This is a genomic window from Algoriphagus sp., from assembly GCF_030694375.1.
In the GTDB taxonomy this organism is placed as follows: domain Bacteria; phylum Bacteroidota; class Bacteroidia; order Cytophagales; family Cyclobacteriaceae; genus Algoriphagus.
Genome location: NZ_JAUXYL010000040.1, coordinates 55,054 through 72,263, shown reverse-complemented (window position 1 = coordinate 72,263; position 17,210 = coordinate 55,054). Strand labels below are relative to the sequence as shown.

The 17,210-nt window shown below is 44.0% G+C and carries 12 protein-coding genes; 5 read left to right on the top strand and 7 right to left on the bottom strand.

Features of this window, described 5'->3' with window-relative positions:
• Window positions 1-81: 81 nt before the first annotated feature.
• The 5 genes from Q8M62_RS14785 to Q8M62_RS14765 form a co-directional block, all read right to left on the bottom strand.
• Window positions 82-645, bottom strand: coding sequence for an RNA polymerase sigma factor (locus Q8M62_RS14785; protein WP_304899682.1), 564 nt, complete (start codon window positions 643-645; stop codon window positions 82-84).
• A gap of 459 nt (window positions 646-1,104) precedes the next feature.
• Window positions 1,105-2,553 carry a TrkH family potassium uptake protein gene (locus Q8M62_RS14780; protein ID WP_304899683.1) on the bottom strand — a complete coding sequence of 483 codons (1,449 nt, stop codon included), beginning with the start codon at window positions 2,551-2,553 and terminating at the stop codon, window positions 1,105-1,107.
• Window positions 2,554-2,556: 3 nt separating this feature from the next.
• Window positions 2,557-3,903, bottom strand: a complete 1,347-nt coding sequence (gene trkA / locus Q8M62_RS14775; RefSeq protein ID WP_304899725.1) for a Trk system potassium transporter TrkA — start codon at window positions 3,901-3,903, stop codon at window positions 2,557-2,559.
• A gap of 159 nt (window positions 3,904-4,062) precedes the next feature.
• Entirely contained in the window at window positions 4,063-5,304 is a 1,242-nt protein-coding gene (locus Q8M62_RS14770) for a DNA recombination protein RmuC (RefSeq protein ID WP_304899684.1), read from the bottom strand.
• On the bottom strand, window positions 5,294-6,310 hold the full coding sequence (locus Q8M62_RS14765; RefSeq protein ID WP_304899685.1) for an alpha/beta fold hydrolase: 1,017 nt from the start codon (window positions 6,308-6,310) through the stop codon (window positions 5,294-5,296). Before Q8M62_RS14765 ends, Q8M62_RS14770 begins: the two co-directional genes overlap by 11 nt.
• 87 nt (window positions 6,311-6,397) lie before the next feature.
• Between Q8M62_RS14765 and Q8M62_RS14760 the strand changes: the two genes are divergently transcribed.
• Complete coding sequence (locus Q8M62_RS14760) at window positions 6,398-7,624, top strand: Nramp family divalent metal transporter (protein ID WP_304899686.1); 1,227 nt, start codon at window positions 6,398-6,400, stop codon at window positions 7,622-7,624.
• A gap of 130 nt (window positions 7,625-7,754) precedes the next feature.
• On the opposite strand, the gene Q8M62_RS14755 is transcribed toward Q8M62_RS14760, so the two are convergent.
• Window positions 7,755-8,654 carry a neutral zinc metallopeptidase gene (locus Q8M62_RS14755; RefSeq protein WP_304899687.1) on the bottom strand — a complete coding sequence of 300 codons (900 nt, stop codon included), beginning with the start codon at window positions 8,652-8,654 and terminating at the stop codon, window positions 7,755-7,757.
• A gap of 191 nt (window positions 8,655-8,845) precedes the next feature.
• Here Q8M62_RS14755 and Q8M62_RS14750 point away from each other — a divergent pair, with 191 nt between their 5' ends.
• Window positions 8,846-9,589 carry a DUF1080 domain-containing protein gene (locus Q8M62_RS14750; protein WP_304899688.1) on the top strand — a complete coding sequence of 248 codons (744 nt, stop codon included), beginning with the start codon at window positions 8,846-8,848 and terminating at the stop codon, window positions 9,587-9,589.
• A gap of 210 nt (window positions 9,590-9,799) precedes the next feature.
• Here the strand turns inward: Q8M62_RS14750 and Q8M62_RS14745 are convergent, their stop codons facing one another.
• Complete coding sequence (locus Q8M62_RS14745; RefSeq protein ID WP_304899689.1) at window positions 9,800-10,963, bottom strand: class I SAM-dependent RNA methyltransferase; 1,164 nt, start codon at window positions 10,961-10,963, stop codon at window positions 9,800-9,802.
• Between the two features lie 171 nt (window positions 10,964-11,134).
• Here Q8M62_RS14745 and Q8M62_RS14740 point away from each other — a divergent pair, with 171 nt between their 5' ends.
• The 3 genes from Q8M62_RS14740 to Q8M62_RS14730 all read left to right on the top strand — a co-directional run bounded on the left by Q8M62_RS14740 (window position 11,135) and on the right by Q8M62_RS14730 (window position 17,193).
• A complete protein-coding gene (locus tag Q8M62_RS14740) occupies window positions 11,135-12,517 on the top strand; it encodes a DUF1080 domain-containing protein (RefSeq protein WP_304899690.1) in 1,383 nt (460 codons plus the stop codon).
• Window positions 12,517-13,866: a Gfo/Idh/MocA family protein gene (locus Q8M62_RS14735; protein WP_304899691.1), complete on the top strand. Its 1,350-nt coding sequence runs from the start codon at window positions 12,517-12,519 to the stop codon at window positions 13,864-13,866. Before Q8M62_RS14740 ends, Q8M62_RS14735 begins: the two co-directional genes overlap by 1 nt.
• A 309-nt stretch (window positions 13,867-14,175) precedes the next feature.
• Entirely contained in the window at window positions 14,176-17,193 is a 3,018-nt protein-coding gene (locus tag Q8M62_RS14730) for a TonB-dependent receptor (protein WP_304899692.1), read from the top strand.
• Window positions 17,194-17,210: the final 17 nt, after the last annotated feature.

The following is a 17,210-nucleotide window of genomic DNA, read 5'->3' as shown; positions in this document are numbered from 1 at the left end:
CTTTAGGAAAACGAAAAAAGGCTTTACAATTGACTATAAAAAATAATCTAGGCTTCAGAATAAATTCAAGAAAATCAAAAATTAAATTCCAGTAACCATCAACCAAAAAAGCGTGAAAATGATACTTTTCTTTAAACTTCTGATGGCTTTCCAAGCCAAAGTATAACAGGAATCCACATTAATACCTAATATTTTAGACGTCTCTTCATAGTTCTGCTTTTCAAAAAATAAGAGTTGAATAACTTCCCTTTGTCTTACTGGAAGCTTTTCCAATCCATTTTTAAGTTTGGTGTGAAGATCCTCATCACGTTGAAAATCAATCAGCCTATCCTCAACTGATTCCTCTAAAAAAACAGTTTCAAAAGCAGAAATCTCTCCCTCCCAAATAATCTTTTTTTCTTTTGAAATTTCCTTACTGATCCTATTTGATAAACACTTAATCAAATACACTCGAACATTATCAGTCTGAGCTAAAGTATTCCGGTATTTCCAGAGATCAATGAATAACTCCTGAATGCAATCCTTTATAAAACTTCGGTTTGGCTTGATGGCCATGCCATATCTAAAAAGCTCACTGGAAAACTTTGAATAAATCCTTGCTAACCCCTCCTTTTCGCCGCGCTTCAATTGAAGCCATTGATCCATATCTTCAGATTCGCTAAAAACAAGATTATCAGATATTTCACTACGCATTATGAGTAAAAATAAAAATTTGAATTAAAACTTAAGGATTACTAAACTTATTCTTTTTTTTTAAAAAAAGAATCCTGTTGGACGAAAAGTTAATTTAAAATTATGTGTATCCGCTTCTCTGCCAGTAGATCAAAGCGATTATTGGAAATTGGCCTAAATTCTAATTTTCAGGATCTCTTCGGTCTCATGTCTTCGGACTTCCAGCCCCTAACCTATGGAAAATGCGCCTACTGGCAGAATAGCGTATATCCATATTTAAAATTATGTGTGTCCGTGAACTTGCACCTAGCCATTGAAATTTAAATTGGGGGACAGATATGCTAAGCTATGGACCATAGTCTATGGACGAGGATCCATAACTTACTGGGCCAATTCCCATACTACGTGCATCCTAGCGGATAATCACATAATTCAATTCGCCCTCCAAAAGAAAGGCGTAAACAAAATCAAAATCGTAAACAATTCAAGTCTGCCCAAGAGCATCAGAAAGGATAAAACCACTTTGGCAGCGGGCGAAAAAAACGCGAAATTATCGACAGGCCCCACTTGGCCGATAGCGGGGCCGACATTCCCCAAACAAGTAGCAACAGCCCCTAATGAGGTTGCCAAATCGTAGCCCAAAAGGGAAATAATGAGTGAACCGATGACAAAGGTGGAAAGATAGATCAACAGGAAGTTCATGATATTATTGATGATCCTTCCCGTAACCCGCTCCCCATTGATGATCAATGGTACAATGGCTCTTGGATGCACAATTCGCTTGAATTCCAGCCAGGAATTTTTCAAAAAGGTCACATGCCTCACAAACTTGATCCCACCGGCCGTAGAACCTGCCGAACCTCCCAAAAAGAGTAACATAAAACAAACAAAAGCAACTCCCTCACCATAGCCGGTATAATCATCTGAGACAAATCCGGTGGTGGTCACGAGGGACACCACCTGAAAAGCAGCCTTTCGAAAGGCAAATTCAGCACTGATGTTTGACTGAGTATAGATCGGAAGAAAGAGAATCACAGACAAAAATAGAAGCGCAAACGTATAGGCTTTAAATTCATCACTTCGGATTACCTTACTAAACTTGCCAATCAAACCAAAGTAAATCAAGGTAAAGTTGGTACCCGCCAAAAACATAAAAAAGATAGCCGTATACTGAATAAAAGCCGAATCATAATAGGCCATTGAGGCATTTTTGGTCGAGAATCCACCTGTAGCCAAGGTTGTCAGGCCATGGTTCACCGCATCATAAAATGTCATTCCCCCAGCCCAAAAAAGTAAAGAGGCCGCAACGGTCAACCCTACATAAACATACCAAAGTCGCTTGGCTGTCTCAGAAATTCTGGGGTGAACTTTGTCGGAAGTAGGTCCGGGAGATTCTGCTACAAATAGCTCAATTCCACCAATTCCCAACAAAGGAAAAATCGCAACGGTCAAAACGATGATTCCCAACCCGCCAATCCACTGAGTCATACTTCTCCAAAAGAGTAAACCTTTGGGTATTGCCTCGATGTCTGTCAGAATAGATGCTCCTGTGGTGGTCAGCCCTGAAACAGTCTCAAAAAGTGCATCATAAACGCTAGTCACTTCCTCGGACAGGATAAAGGGGAGCATCCCAAAACCCGTCATGAAAATCCAGCTTAGTACTACGATCAAGTAGCCTTCCCGTTTTCTGACCAATTGGTCGTATTTGGAAAAAGAGAAAAAAGCAATCATTCCAATAAAAAGTGAAATCGCTGCCGAGATCATAATCGGGTTGGAATTCTCCTCATAAATCCAGGATATCGCCGCCGCAGGTAGCATCAGAACCCCTATCAAAAAAAGGAGGGCTCCCATGATTTTACCGATTGCCTTAAAATGCAGCATCCCTTAGTGGAAGAGTTTTTCTAGTGACAACTTAGCCTCAGGAAGTGCAAGAACAATGGCCTTATCATTTAATTGAAGTAAAAAATCTCCATCCGGGATAAACACCTTATCTCCCCGGATCACCCCGGCAACAATGGCAGTTTCAGGAAAGTGCAAATCCTTCAGCGGATGCTTAGTCAAGCGGTTGTTTCGGCTTACGCTGTATTGAATGAATTCGGCATCGACTCCATAAATACCCGACACAGCCTCTACCGTACCTTTTTTCAAATATCTTGAAATCTCATTTGCCGCCACCAACTTTTTGTTGATCAGAGAGTCAACCCCAATACTGTGCGAAATGTGAATGTACTCGCGGGTGTCCACGTGAGCAATCGTCTTATAAACTCCGTGATTTTTTGCGGAAAGACTCGTGATAATATTGGTCTCAGATGACTCGGTTAAGGCAAGAAATGCATCCATCTGCTCTAAGCCTTCTTCCACCAGCATTTCAATATTTTTGTAATCACCATTAATAACCAAGGTATCCGGAAGATTTTCTGCAAGCCATTTGCATCGCTCTTTGTCTTTGTTGACCAAGGTTACCCGATATTTATCCTGAAGCTTAATCGCCGTGGTCACCGCCATGTCATCTCCACCTATGATCATGATGTTCTTGATCTTGACCTTTTTTTGACCCAAGACTTCCTGGATGGTTTCGGTGTTTTTCTTATTCGAAATAAAAAATACGTGATCATTATTTCGGATGATCGTACTTCCTCTTGGAATCATCGTCTTTTGATCCCGAACAATGGCTATAATGCGAATATCCTCATAGGTCGGATCGGCTTTCGTATCCATGATCCGCTGATTGACCAGCGGACTAAATTGATCCAATGTGATGCCTACAATGTTCAATTTCCCACCCCCAAAGTCGAAAACTTCCGTAAAACTGGAATTTTCGATCATATTGTAAATCTCCCTTGAACATAGCATGGTAGGAGATATCAGATTGTCAATCCCCAGATTATGGAAATAAGGTACATTTTCCTCATTCAGGTACGAGTGATTTCTTACTCGTGCCATTACCCGTTTTGCACCAAGCTGCTTGGCTAAAACAGCCGTAACAATGTTTGTTTTTTCAGAGGTAGTCACCGCAAGCACCATGCTTGCCCTGCCCACATTGGCTTGCTTTAATACGTCAATCGATGTGGCATCACCCTGAATGGTCAACACATCAAGCTTGGAGGTCACATAATCCAATACGTCGCGCTCGGTATCTATCAGCGTGATATCCTTATTATCAAAACTCAATTGCTCGGCTAAGTGATATCCCATATCTCCTGCGCCGGCAATTACAATGTGCATCCCCATAGAGGTTTTTAGAGTAATCCGAAAGGCTGGCAAAATTAGAAGCTTTCTGAATGATTTTCAGTGCTTAAGCTTTTTTCTTTTACCAAATGACCCAAAAGATAAAGAAATAGCTCCTTTCGCTCCCATCTTATTTCTAATTAATTTTTAGCAATCGATTGCTTAGTCTTCCAGTAGATTTTTGCTTTCCTGTTCCGGCAGTTCTTGAATTTCTTTCAGTTTGCGTTGAATCACGCGTGTTCTGACTCCTACCAGTTTGTCCAGTTCGGAATTGGCCTCGTGGATTTTCTTTTGGGTCTTTTCCAGCAATTCCCCAAACTTCCCAAATTCTGTTTTGATTGCCCCAAGAACCTGCCATACTTCCGAACTTCTTCTTTGGATTGCCAAAGTCCTGAATCCCATTTGAAGGGAATTCAAAATAGCCGAAAGCGTCGTCGGACCTGTCACGATTACCTTATAATCCTGTTGAATTTGTTGCGCCAAGCCGGGTTCCCGGAGAATTTCCGCATAAAGACTTTCCACCGGAAGAAAAAGAATCGCAAAATCAGTCGTCGCAGGGGGATGAATGTATTTTCCTTGAATCTCCATGGCGGATTTTTTCACCGCCTTGATCAGTTCCTGTCTGTAAAAATCAATTGCGGCCTTATCCGCTATTTCATATGCATCCACCAATCTCAGATAGGACTCCTGGGGAAATTTTGAGTCGATCGGAAGCAGCACGACTTCATCCTGACCCGGCATTTTCACGGCAAATTCCACACGGTCACGAGTTCCGTTGACAGCAGCATTCAGAATATACTGATCTGGGGCAAGCATATTTTCAAGCAATGCCTGCAACTGGTATTCTCCCAAAATCCCCCGACTTTTCACATTGCTCAGAACCCGCTTGAGATCTCCTACCCCATTGGCCAGAGATTGCATTTCGCCGAGTCCTTTTTGGACCGCCTGAAGTTGATTACTCACCAATTCAAAAGATTGTCCAAGCCTCACTTCAAGCGTTTTTTGGAGTTTTTCTTCGACTGTTTCGCGGATTTTCTCCAGTCGCATTTCGGTGTTTTTCACCAATTCATCTTGCTTGAGCGTCAACTGCCCAAACTTTTCCCGCTGAAGCGAATTCAAATCCTGCATCGTGCCCCTCACCACCTCACCAAATCCCTTTAGTGCCTCGCTTTGATCCCTTGCCCCGGCACGCTGATTATCAAAAATAAGGCGAAACTGCTGGGATAGATTTTCATTGGATTCCTTTCGGGCTTCGCCCAAAGCCTGAGCCAACTCTTTACTCATCCGGGCGAGTTCAGATTGGAGAAAAAGCCTTTCCTGATCATTTTTCCTACGAAAAAGAACCAATCCAATGATTAAAACCTGAAAAGCAAGTACTGCAAAAAGTAAAATTTCAATCGACATAGACCATTTGTTTAGGTGGTTCAAGGTAGTTTTTTCTTACCTCCACCCCTAAAAAGGACAAGTATTCTGCGACAGATTCCGTCGGGATTTCTTCCATAGGTACATGACCGGCCTCATCAAAGATAATCAGGTTGGAACCTGGAATCGCCTTTTCCAAAGCATAAGCCTGCGAAACAGGTATCCAAGAATCCTTACCTCCCCAAAGTATTAATGTCGGCATCGTGAGCTTTTTAAAATCGATAGCAGATTTTCTTGGCATACTCAGACGATCCAGGGTTGCTGCTCTGTTTCCCTCACGAAGCATCAGCTCAAAGTATCGTTCTGTCGTTTCAGCGCGGATTTTAGAAGCATCGCCATACACTTCTTTCATATTCATGGCAAAAAGAAACTTTGGTGTGCACTTCAGAAAAACTTGCGAAAAGATCGGATTCTCTATCAGTTTAAACACCCACGCTCCACCTCCTCTACTTGAAGTCTGGGTGGAATCAATGCTTCGGGTTTGCATCCGGGGAGCGCCAGAAGCATCCACCAAATTTAAAGTCAACACTTGATTAGGCCTTGAGGTAGTCACCTGAAGCGCCACTGCTCCTCCCATTGAATTGCCTGCCAAGTGAAACTTTTCCAGATTAAGCTTTTCTGCCAGGGCCAGAACCAACTCACTGTAATCCTGTATTGTATAGCGCTTTAATTTGTCCGGACCAGTCAAACCATGACCTGGGAAATCCAAGGAAATAGTCATGAAATAAGGACTCAACTCTTGCTGCCAAACATCCCAAGTGTGCAGGGAAGAAAAGCTCCCATGAAGTAAAAAAATAGGATCCCCTTCTCCCATGAATCGAACATGAACATTGACCCCGTCTATTTCAATAAAATGTGATTCAGCTGTTCGGTATTTTGCGGAAATTTCCTCCGCAGGAATATCACTTCTGTAAAGCAAGAGCAAGAAGAAAACACAAGTCAGAAGCAAAACGGCTAAAAGCTTCCCTATTCGTTTGATCCAAATCATAAAGTGGGTTCTGGGTATTTACCTACGTTAAACACGAAAGCTTACAAATATTCTCACCAATTACCTATTTTCCGAAAATTTACCCAATTGATCCTTAAAAAATTCATTCAATCCATTGGTCCGGGTCCACTCATCGCCGCCGCTTTTATAGGCCCGGGTACGGTAACGGTCTGCACACTGGCTGGCGCAAATTTCGGGTTTTCCCTGATTTGGGCGATGGCGCTTTCCATCATTGCTACCGTGATCCTGCAGGAACTGTCCGGAAGAATCGGGATTGTCTCAGGTTCAGATTTAAGCACCTTGCTGAGAAATCAAAAAGGAAAACCTTTGTTCAGGATTTTTTCGATGGTTTTGGTGCTTTTGGCGATCGTATTGGGCAATGCCGCCTATGAATCCGGCAATATCTCAGGGGCTAATATGGGTCTTGCATTTTACTGGGAAGCCCCTACCTGGAGTTTCGCTGGGCTTCAGCTGCAGGTTGGAAACTTCATTTTGGGACTGATTGCGTTTTTACTCCTTTGGACAGGAAGCTATAAAATGCTGGAGCGGGTGCTCGTAGCTTTGGTGATATTGATGTCGGTTGCTTTTACAATCACCGCCATCCTGACCAAACCGGATTTTTCTTCACTTATATCGGGATTTATTCCAAAATGGAACGAAGCCGAAATCCCGACTCTGGTAGCACTGATCGGTACGACAGTGGTTCCTTACAATCTTTTCCTGTATGCTTCTCTGGTGAACAAGCGATGGAAAAAGGAGGCTGATATTCCGCTAATGCGCAGAGATATTGTGGTTTCGGTGGTATTGGGAGGAATAGTCTCCATGGCCATTTTAATCGTCGGCGCAGCAAATACCAGCTCCGAAATTACTTCCGCAATTGATGTGTCAAAGGGATTGGAGTCTGTGTTTGGGAGTTTTGCAGGCTATATGATGGGCTTTGGTTTGCTTTCTGCAGGATTGACCTCTTCGCTCACTGCACCCTTGGCAGCGGGTTTCGTGGTTTGCGGAATCATGGCTTGGGATCAGGAAATCAGATCCAAGCCTATGCGTGTCACCATGGGAATTATTGTAGGCTTAGGACTTCTTTTTTCTTCCTTTGGAATCAAACCGGTTCAATTGATTACCCTCGCCCAATTGGCCAACGGGATACTTCTTCCGGTAATCAGCGGCTGGATTATCTGGATTGCGGCTCAGCATTCCGTTTTGGGAAAAAACAAAAACACGCCTCTTGCCACAGGAATAGCCATTTTTATCTGGCTGATCACGCTGGTATTGGGTGTGAAAAGCGTGGGAGCTGTTTTTGGCTGGTTTTAAGAATATTAATCATCAACGCATTTTGTGAATTGTGAAGAAGCTTTTACAATTCATTTTTCCACTCACCGGATTTTAATTTTCAAAGACTTGATGCTTTCAAATTTCTATATGGTTAAAAGGAGTATCGGTATTATAGATCCCGAGTACTGAACGTGTCTCCTTGACTCAAATCTCCCGTGTCAAATCCTTTTTTGAACCATTTCATTCGCTGGGCCGAGGTGCCGTGGGTAAATGAATCCGGTACCACACGACCGGAGGACTGTTTTTGAAGTCGGTCATCGCCGATGGCATTGGCTGCATTTAGTGCTTCCTCTAGGTCACCTGCCTCCATCATACCTACTTTTCGCTGACTGTGATGCGCCCATACTCCTGCCAGGAAATCAGCCTGAAGCTCCAACCGAACGGAATTGAGGTTGTATTCCTTTTCACTCACTTTGCCACGCATGCTATGCACTTTATCGGTCAATCCCATGATTTTTTGGATATGATGGCCTACTTCGTGCGCGATCACATAGGCATAGGCAAAGTCTCCGCCTGCCCGAAGTTTCGATTCCATATCCTGGAAAAAGCTCAAGTCTATATACAATTTTTCGTCGGCGGGACAGTAAAACGGACCCGTAGCACTGGACGCTGATCCACAGGCGGATGACACCGAACCTGTGTATAATACTAAAGTTGGCTCTCGATAATTTTCCAAAAGTTCGTTCCAGACAGTTTCTGTATCTGCAAGCATCGTTGCAGAAAAGGCCGCCAGTTCATCTTCCTCAGCCGTTGGAGTATAATTTGATTCTGTGGTAAATCCCTGTCCTCCACCACCAATCAGATTTCCCAAAAGACTGAGCGGATTATAACCCATCACCATAGAGCCCACAATAAAAACACCGGCGATAATCATCCCGGTCTTGGAAAACAGCAGTTTCAACAGCGGACCCAAAAGCATGGGACTAAATCCCCCTGCTCCCATTCTTGGTCCACCCCGCCCCCGTCTGTCATCAACATTTGAGCTTTGTCTTCTTCCTTGCCACTTCATATGCTTGTTAGTTGTTTATTAAAGGCCATATGGAATCTCGCATGACAGCTATTCATCCAAATTATAATATTCTAGTCAGGCTCGATTTCATAATTTTTCCATTTGAAATCGTTTAAAATTAACCAAATTGAGCTCCTGAAATTCAACCTAAGAGTTTTATTCTCAAGTATTATTCTCGAAACCCAAAACCTATGAAAATTACCTTGTTTGCCCTGGCGATTTCGCTGCTATTAACCTTCTCTGCAAGTGCTCAAGATGCCTCGTACCTTGGAACAAAAGCCCCAAAAGGAGCCAAAGTTTACCTGGACGGAACGGCCAAATCTTTAAAGAAAAACTGGAAATATTGGGAAGGACCCCGCTTTGCCGCAGAAATGCCGATCAAGTGGCCCGAAGTGACAGATCCTGTGACAGGTGGCAAAGCAATTAGCAGCAATGATCCTGCAGGTGCCGGAGGAAAATATGGTGCAGCCGATATTGTGACAAAAAAAGAGTTTCGCGATTTCGAAGCACATGTAGAGTTTTTAATTAAAAATGAAGGAGGAAACAGCGGAGTCTACCTTCAGAACCGATACGAAATCCAAATATTGGATGGAGATTATGGACTTCATGGATTGGCTGCAGTTATTAATGAGCACCTACCGACTTCGGAAGAATATAATGGAGTCGGAAAATGGAATGCCTACGATATCAAGTTTCGTGCAGCGCGATTTGAAAATGGCCAAAAGACAGAAAAAGCTCGGGTTACGGTCTTCTTCAACGGGGTTAAAATCCACGATGATGTAGAAATTACCCAAGTATGGGGCGGTCCCAACTCAGGCATCGACGGGGGAAATGATGGAGGCAAAGGCATCACCGATACTCCGGGTGGCTTGAAACTTCAGGCCGAGGGACATGATGTACTTTACAGGAATATCTGGATTAAAGCCGTGAAGTAAGTGTTTGTCGAAAGGTAGGTTTGAAAGCTAAAGTTTGAAGGCCAAAATTTCAGTGAAAGCGGTCGGCTGCGAGCGAAGTATTAGGCTGCAAATTGTCTACAGTTTGGCAGGAGTCAATGCTGAATTGAAATGCATAGATTTATTTGATAAGCGCTGCTATTAATGAACATAGATCCATTTATCAGTTTATCAATTCAACAATAAGCCTTCTTATCTTTCTCTGCTTCCTTCAAACAGCTCGTATTTGAGCAAGCGACAGTCAATCGTCCCGTTCCAAAACTCGATCCTTCGACTGGCTTTCAGGCCGACTTTCTTGGCAAGTTCCAGATTTCCGGTGAAAATATACCCCCGATATCCAGCACACTTCTGCTTCATGAAGTCTCCCATCCGCTTGTAAGTGATTTCCAATTCCTCATTCTCTCCCAATCGCTCTCCGTATTCCGGATTGAATATGATTACACCTCGGGGCTTTTCAGGAATTTCCGTCTCAGCAAAATCACAGGTCTGGAATTCGATCATGTGATCAACTCCGGCAAAGACCGCATTCTCTTTGGCAAATGAAATCGCCTGCAAGGAAATATCCGAAGCGATGATCTTAACTTCGGTTGCCTCCACGATCTTGCTTTCGAGTTTTTTCTTTTTGGCCAAAAAAGCTTCTTCACTGTAGCCCAGGACATGCTGAAAGGAATAATGATCTCGAAAGAGGCCAGGGTAGCGTTTAGTCGCCATCAGCGCTGCTTCGATCGCCAATGTACCGGATCCACACATCGGATTGATAAATGGCACTCGGGTATTCCACTCCGTTGCATAGATCGTGGCAGCTGCCAAAGCTTCCATCATAGGTGCTTTGCCGGGAATTTTACGGTAGCCATGCTTTGCCAACGTTTCACCGGATGTATTGATATAGACCGAAGCCTGCGTTTCTTTCCAATAAACCTGAATCACCAAGCCATCAAAATCAGATCCTGAGTCCGGCCTTCTGCCCTTTTGCTCCCGAAAACGGTCCACGATGGCATCTTTTACTTTTACATTGACAATTAGAGGTGTGGTGATTGATTCGTTTTCGGCCACCGAGTTTACCGAAAAATACCCATCCACATCCAAATATTCCTCCCAGGCAATGGACTTGAATTTGCGATAGATGTCATCCGCATTTTGGAGGTAAAAAGATTTGATTTCATAGAGCACATGAGATGCAGTCCTCAGATGAAGGTTGAGGTCCATGCAGTCCTCTAGACTGGCCCGGAGTTCGATGCCCGTACGGATGACAGCAGTAGGAACAAAACCCAACTCTCGAACTTCCTTTTCCAGATAACTCACCGAGCGATCTTTGCAGGTGATAAAAACTTTTCCTTTCAGGTTAAAATCAATCATGCGCAAAAGTAAGCAAGTGATTTGGGAGTTTCCTGAAAAATGCCAGTAAAAGACCATTTATCCATAATTGGTAAAGATAACTCGCAATCGTTTCCGTAAATTGAAATTCAGAAGTGTTGTCCCCACTGGCATTTATCTGGAATTTTAAACAAATCAAAAACCCAAAACTCAATGAACTATTCCCTACGAAAAAGTCTCTTCGTTCTAACAAGCATTGCCCTGCTCAGCTGCTCCCAAGAGCAAAAAGCTGAAGATGGTTGGACAGAATTATTTAATGGTAAAGATCTGAGCGGATGGAAAGTAGTAGCCGGAACAGCTCCTTATGAAGTTGTCAACGGTGAAATCATCGGAACCTCAGTGGCCGGTTCTCCCAATACCTTTCTGATTACAGAGGCGACCTACGGAGATTTTATCCTCGAACTCGACCTAAAAGTAGAAGATGTGACAAGCAACTCCGGCGTAATGGCCCGAGGCCAGTTTGATCCGGCTGCCCGAGAGGGCAAAGGCTTGGTCTTTGGCTATCAGATCGAAGCTGATCCAACTGAGCGGGCATGGTCCGGAGGAATCTACGACGAGGCAAGAAGAGGATGGCTGTATCCTTTGGAACTGAACCCTGAGGCAAAAACCGCCTTCAAAATGGGTGAATACAATCACTACCGCATCGAAGCTATCGGCGACGAACTCAAAACCTGGATCAATGGTCAGGAAGTAGCCTATGTAGTCGATGACATGGACAAAACAGGTTTCATCGGTCTACAGGTGCACAGCATCCGGGATTCTACTCAGGCAGGAAGGAAAACCTATTTCAAAAATGTGAAAATACAAACTGAAAATCTTCAATCTCAAGCCTTCAAAAAAGATCTACCCGTGGTCAGCAACAGCCTAAATACCTTGACAGAATATGAAAAAGCAATGGGCTGGAGACTACTTTTCAACGGTCAAAATAGTGAAGGTTGGAGAGGCGCCAAAAAAGAAACATTCCCTGAGTCTGGTTGGAATGTGGCAGACGGCATACTGACCATCTCCAAGACAGACGGCAGCGAATCCCAAAATGCAGGAGACATCGTAACCACAGAAAAATTCTCAGCCTTTGACTTGGCTTTTGACTTTAAATTGACCGAAGGTGCAAATAGTGGCCTGAAGTACTTTGTGACTCTTTCTGAGGAGAGCAAAGGTTCAGCAATCGGTCTGGAGTATCAGATTCTCGACGATGAAAAGCATCCTGATGCAAAAATGGGAATCGCGGGAAATCGCACGCTTGCTTCTCTTTATGATCTGATCAAAGCCGACAAGCAACCCCGCTTCATGAAGCCAATCGGCGAATGGAACAAAGGTCGCGTGGTCGTCTATCCCGACAACCGGGTGGAGCACTACCTCAACGGAGTGAAAGTGGTAGAATATGTGAGAGGTTCAAAGGAATACAGAGACTTGGTAGCCAATAGCAAATACAAAATCTGGGAAAACTTCGGGGAGGCTGCTGAAGGACATATCCTGCTTCAAGACCACGGTGACGAAGTGAGCTTCAAAAACATCAAAATCAAAACGCTTAACTAATGAGTAAGCAAAATAGAAGAGAGTTTATCAGGAAAAGTACCGCAGCGACCATAGGCCTTTCGGCCTTGGGTGCTGTCGGATTTTCTGCTAAATCCTACGGAAGAATCATCGGTGCAAATGAGCGGCTGAATGTCGCCATTGCAGGATTGGGAAGAAGATTGGGGGCATTTTACGAGCCAATTGGATTGACTTCCAGCAATGTAAACTTGCTTTACATCTGTGATGCCATGCAATCTCAAATGCCAAAAGCAGCCAAAAACTTCGAGAAGTACATCAGCTATGCACCAAAACAGGAGCAAAATATCATGAAAGTGCTTGATGATAAGGAAGTCGATGTCCTGATCAATGCAACTCCGGATCATTGGCATGCTCCGGGAACTTGGCTGGCCTTAGAGCGGGGGAAGCATGTCTATGTAGAAAAGCCTTGCTCCCACAATCCACGCGAAGGCGAATTGCTGATTGCCCTGCAAAAGAAGTACAACAAAGTAGTCCAAATGGGGAATCAACAGCGCTCTGCGCCTGAAAGCCGGGAGATCATCGCCGCCATTCATAACGGAGCGATCGGAAAGGCATTTATGGCAAAGGCTTTCTACAGCAATAATAGAGGTGTAGTTCCTAACCCTAAAGCTCAGGCCGCTCCTGCCGGTTTGGATTGGGAGCTTTTCCAAGGCCCTGCTCCCCGCAAGCCCTACATGCACGACACTTGGGATTACAACTGGCACTGGTACGGTTGGGATTACGGAACGGCCGAAACCGGCAACAATGCCACACATGAATTGGATGTGGCACGCTGGGCTCTCCAAGTGGATTATCCAAGTGAGGTGATGGTGGTAGCAGGCAAAATGCACTATCCCGAAGATGGATGGACGATGTACGACACGATGGATGCGACATTCAAATTTGGTGACAACAAAGTCATTCAATGGGATGGAAAAAGCCGAAACAGCTACAAAACGTATGGTTCCGACCGGGGTACAATCATTTACGGAACTGAGGGATCGGTCTATGTGGATCGAGGCGGATACAAGCAGTTTGACCGAAGTGGAAAACTGGTAAAAGAAAACATGGGCGGCGGCTCGGAAGGCGGTACGCAGCTCGGGGGTGGCGGAGACATGAGCACCACGCACGTGGTCAATTTCTTCAATGCAGTGAGAGGAAAGGAAAAGCAAAATTCCAATATCGAAGAAGGTGCGGTTTCCACCCTGCTCTGCCACTTGGCAAATATCAGCAGCAGAACCGGAGAAAGCTTGATCTGTGATCCTAAAAATGGCCACATTCAGAACTCGGAAAAAGCAAAAGCGCTTTGGACAAGGGAATATCAAAAAGGCTGGGAGCCTCCAAAAATATAGTTGCGTAAACAAAGATTGGTTTTCTTAATTTCAAACACCTGCTTTCGATTCGGATGCAGGTGTTTTTTTTTACTTAATTCAAAAAAAGGAATTTGTCTTCGTCTTTTTCTAATTCCGAAATCATCTCGCAATCGATTCCGTAATTACGGGCTTTTAGGGTTTGATCATCCCTATCCTTCTGTCTACCTTTTAAGAAGGAAAACTGAGGTTATTTTCCGCTCGTCATTTTGAAAAGCCTTAAAAATGAATAACCAAATTCTACCTGATTAATGAACCAATTCTATCTTATAACAATAACCCCTTTTACTTATGCGTACAAAATTTTACACCTGCCTATCGGTGGTGTTGATGCTGTTGCTTAGTGTAGGCTATGCACAAGCACAGAATGTCCAAGTGACCGGGACCGTTTCGGATGAAACAGGATCACCCCTTCCGGGTGTGACTATTCTCCTTAAGGGCACCACTACTGGCACCACAACAGATTTAGATGGTAAGTATTCCATCTCCGGCCCAGCCTCAGGCGTGCTGGTATTTTCCTTTATCGGCTACAATCCCAAGGAGGAATCCATAGGAAACAGAAGCCAAATCAACGTAGGCCTCTCTCCCGACCTTTCTGACCTTGAGGAAGTGGTAGTCGTAGGATACGGAACAGTGAAAAAGAGCCAGTTGACCGGTGCGATTTCCTCGGTCGGGACTAAAGAAATCCAAGAACTCCCAATCACCGATGCCCGTCAGGCTCTTCAAGGCCGTGCAGCAGGTGTGGATGTGACTCAGGCAGGATCCAAGCCCGGTTCTGCACCTCAGGTCCGGATCCGTGGGCGTCGTTCGTTCAACGCATCCAATGAGCCACTCTATGTGATCGATGGAATTCCCACTGTAAGCGGTCTTGATGATATCAATCCGCAGGACATTACTTCTATGGAAGTATTAAAGGACGCATCTGCCACTGCAATTTATGGTTCAAGAGGTTCTAATGGTGTCGTTCTGATTACCACAAAAAGAGGTAATGTAGGCAAAACAGTAGTTTCTTTTGACTCGTACTATGGCTCCAATAAAGAGTTGGGAAGAATTGAAGTTTTCGACGGACCTGGGTTTGCCGAATACAAAAGAGAATCCCGGAGAGCCACCGGCAGATACCCTGAAGGCCCTGCCACAGCTGAGGCTGATGCAAAAATCTTTGAGCCTATCGAATTAGAAAGCATCGCCTTAGGAAGAAGCACAGATTATCCTGCGGGCTTACTTCGAACCGGAAATATTCAAAGCCATCAAGTTGGTGTAAGCGGGGGTAGTGACAAAACCACCTTCTTTATTTCCGCTAACTATTTCAAGGATGTTGGTATTATTTATAATCAGGATTTTACCCGTTACACGTTCAGAGTGAATTTGGATCACGCGATCACCAGCAAGATTAAAATAGGAACCTCTACCCTATTTACACGCAGTGATCGAAATGGAGAAAATTTCAATCCATTGGGCGGTGCCTTGGCTGAAAACCCACTTGGAAAACCTTACGATGACGATGGTAATTTGATCTTCTTACCAACTACAGACGGACTAAGAACCAATCCATTCGCCGAGATCGTACCCGGAGCACAATTGGATGAAACCAGAAGATACCGTGCTTTTACCAGCTTCTACGGTAACTGGGAAATAGCCAAAGGATTGAATTACCGAGTGGTATTCGGTCCTGATTTGAACATTCGAAGAGTGGGAAGATTTACCGGTTCGCAAACCAATGCAAGAAGAGGCGGACCTCCTACAGGAAGTATTTTTGAGCGTTTTGAATTTAACTACACATTGGAAAACATTGTGACCTACAACAAAACATTCAATTCTGTTCACAACTTCAATGTCACAGCACTTCAATCTTTCCAACAGGACAGAAGGGAAGAAACAAATATCAATGTACAGGGTATCCCTGCGCCCTCTCAACTTTATCATCGCTTAGGTGATGCAGCCCAAATTACCGGTGCCAATACCAACTTGATTGAATGGTCATTACTTTCTTATATGGCACGTCTGAACTACGACTATAAAGGAAAATACCTGTTGACAGGTACCATTCGGGCTGACGGCAGCTCAAGATTCGGTGAAAACAATAAATTCGGTTATTTCCCCTCCGTGGCATTTGGATGGAACATGCATCAGGAATCCTTCCTGAAAAATTCTACCAAAGTGGATTTGCTTAAGTTCAGAATAAGTTACGGTTCGATCGGTAACCAAGCGATAAATCCTTATCAAACTCAGGCCCTTTTGGGAAGAACTTCATACGCGTGGGATAATACGGCTGCATTTGGTTACCGACCAAATTCGATTGGGAATCCGGATTTAAGGTGGGAAACCTCAACCACATTCAACAGCGGTTTTGACTTTTCATTCTTCAAAGGTCGTGTATTGGGTTCCATCGAATATTACATTACCAATACGACAGACTTGTTGGCTCCACAGCCATTGCCTAACTCGACTGGTTTTGGGGGATTCATTACCAATATCGGTGAAACTCAAAACAGAGGGGTAGAACTTACCTTATCTACTCTGAATATGGAAAAAGGAAATTTCACTTGGTCAACAGATTTCATTTTCACCAGAAACAGAGAAGAAATTATCTCCCTGCCTAATGGAGATGACATCGCCGCAGGCAGATTTATCGGTAAGCCTTTGACAATATTCTACGATTTGAAGAAAGTCGGAATTTGGCAAACATCCGAGAAAGATTTGGCTGCAACCTTCGGTGATAAGCCCGGGGAAATTAAAGTACAAGACCTCAATGGGGATGGACGAATCAACTCCCTTGACCGACAGTTTCTTGGATCAGCGGTTCCGGATTTCTCATTGGGTATGACCAATAGATTTTCCTTCAAAGGATTTGACATGTCTTTCTTCATCTTCACCAGACAAGGATCAATGATCAGATCACTTTTCCACACGAGCAACAATAACCTGTTTGGCCGATACAATAACTTGGCTGTGGACTATTGGACTCCAAACAATCCTACCAACGCGTATCCAAGGCCAAACGAGAATCAGGAGTTCCCAAAATACAGCAGTTCCATGGCTTATTTCGATGGCTCTTTTGTTAAGGTCAGAAACATCAATTTCGGATATACCTTCAGTGATGTAGCCTTGAAAAAGATTGGATTTAGCAGCCTGAGAGTGTACAGCAGTATACAAAATCCATTTATATTCTCAGAATACAGAACCGTCCACAAAGGAATAGACCCTGAGACATTTATGGATGGAGAGCAGGGAGTAGAAGCTGGTGCAATAACAGCAAACGTAACCCCTCCGGTTGTTCAGTTCACATTCGGTGTCAACGTGAAGTTTTAATCTCCAAGCAAATTGAA